General features: G+C 63.1%; 2 protein-coding genes. Both read left to right on the top strand.

Annotated features, from left to right (window positions below):
* Positions 1 to 84: 84 nt before the first annotated feature.
* Positions 85 to 558, top strand: a complete 474-nt coding sequence (locus tag MKL09_RS08510) for a PAS domain-containing protein (RefSeq protein WP_244019502.1) — start codon at positions 85 to 87, stop codon at positions 556 to 558.
* A gap of 235 nt (positions 559 to 793) precedes the next feature.
* The coding region (locus MKL09_RS08505; protein WP_244019501.1) for a PAS domain S-box protein at positions 794 to 2,291 on the top strand (1,498 nt) is incomplete at its 3' end.

Below are 2,291 nucleotides of genomic sequence, written 5' to 3'. Positions count from 1 at the left end.
CCCGACGAGACGGCCGAAGGCGGCGTTGGCGTAGGGGATAAGGGAGATCGGAAGAGCGTCGGGGAGGGAAAGAGGGGGCACTAATTGGTATATTTCGGGGTGGGCTGTTCCGGTCTGGCCACCGTCGGCATGGTGGGCACCGATCCGATGGTCGGGCCACCGGGGCCCCTTAGGCGCTACGCCAACGCCGCCTGCGGCCGTCGGGGCGGGCGCGGACTCGACGACATCATCGGGCTCAGCCCCCGGTTCATGCAGGGCAAGCAGACCCGCCTGGAGACGCTCGAAACCTTCCACCGCGCTCTGGCAGCCGGCGAGCGCTTCCACGGCTACCTCGCAAATTACCGCGGCGATGGTACCAAGTACCGAGTCGAGATCGATTGTCGGCCGCTGCGCGCCGCCGATGGCCGTATTGAGAACTTCGTCTCGTTCGAACGCGAGGTGATCCGACGGCTCGGTCGTCCCGCCGGCAGCGCTGCCGGACGCTACGAACCGATCGGCGTAAGTAACGACGCGTTAACCGGAGCCTTGAGCGCTCTGAGTGTTTTCAAGCACACATAAGTTAGATTTCTGCCTGAGTCTTTAGTACAACGACTGGCTATTAGACCCGAATAATGTCTGATTCTGACAAAACGCGATACTCAACCGATGTGTTAAGTCGTAAATAACGATTTGACACGCAATATCTAACCCAAGAGCACAACGCTCAGGTGATGCGCAGGCAGGCAACATCATAGGCCTTCGGCCAACTGGATGTTGTCGAGCAGCTTCAACAATTTTGGTGAGAGTCGACGCCATGTTCGGTGGAACGCGTACCCGTGGCGATCTCGCAGCAAAATTCGATGCTCTGGACCGTTCACAAGCGGTCATCGAGTTTCGACCCGACGGCACGATCCTGACCGCCAACGCCAACTTCCTGACGGCGATGGGCTACACCCTGCCCGAGGTGCAGGGGCAGCATCACGGCATGTTCGTCGAGGCGGCACACCGCAACAGCAACGAGTATCAGGCGTTCTGGGAGACGCTGCGGCGGGGCACCTTCCAGTCCGCCGAGTTCAAGCGCATCACCAAGGGTGGTCGGCTCGTGTGGATCCAGGCGAGCTACAACCCCGTGCTCGATCGCGCCGGCCGCGTCGTGAAGGTCATCAAGTTCGCTACCGACATCACCGCGCAGAAGATGCGTCTGCTCGACCTCGACGGGCAGATCACCGCCCTGCACCGCTCACAGGCGGTGATCGCCTTCGATCCGACCGGCACGATCCTTGAGGCCAACCAGAACTTTCTCGATACCGTCGGGTACCGTCTCGATGAGATCGTGGGTCGCCACCACAGCATGTTTGTTGATGCCACCGAGCAGACCTGCGTGGCCTATCGTGGGTTCTGGGATCGTCTGGGACTGGGAGAGTTCGCTGCCGGTGAATTCAAGCGGTTGGCCAAAGGTGGGCGCGAGGTCTGGATCCAGGGGACCTACAATCCGATCACCGATGCGGACGGGAGGGTATCAAAGGTCGTCAAGTTCGCTACCGATATCACTGTTCAGGTGCACGAACGTCAGCGCCGGGCCGGGGCCCAGCGGGCGATCGGCGTCGACCTCGATGCGATCGGTTCTGCAGTCGAGGACGTCACCCGGCAGACGGCGGAGGCCGCCGGCACGGTCGGGCAAGTGTCGAACGACATCCAGTGCGTCGCCTCGGGGGCGGAGGAACTCTCGGCCTCGGTCGGTGAGATCAGCCAACAGGTCAGCCACGCCGCGCGTATGGCCGGCGAGGCGGTCGAGCAGGCCCGGCACACGGGGAGTATTGTGGCCGGCTTGAGCGGGCAGGCGGCGCAGATCGGCGACGTCGTGACCATGATCCAGGGCATCGCTTCGCAGACTAACCTCTTGGCCCTCAACGCCACGATTGAAGCCGCGCGTGCTGGTGCTGCAGGCAAGGGTTTCGTGGTGGTCGCCTCAGAGGTGAAGGCCCTAGCTGAGCAGACTGCCAAGGCGACCGATCAGATCCGCGGGCAGATTGCGGCGACACAGGCGGCGACTCGGGATGCGGTCGATGCGATCAATTCGATCCAGAGCACGATCCGGGGGCTGGACGAGGTGTCGGCCGCAATCGCGGCGGCGGTTGAGGAGCAGTCTGCCGTGGCACGAGAGATGTCGGTCAGCATGCATACGGCCGCGCAGGGCGTCACCACGATCGCGAGCGGCATGGCAGCCGTCGCTCCGGCGAGCGAGCAGGGCGATTGGGCTGCCCGGAGTGTTCGGGAAGGCGGCGCAGATCGGCGACGTCGTGACCATGATC

This window comes from Methylobacterium sp. J-048, from assembly GCF_022829515.1.
In the GTDB taxonomy this organism is placed as follows: domain Bacteria; phylum Pseudomonadota; class Alphaproteobacteria; order Rhizobiales; family Beijerinckiaceae; genus Methylobacterium.
The sequence above is the reverse complement of the archived record's forward strand: the minus strand, read 5'-3'. Positions and strand labels throughout refer to the sequence as shown.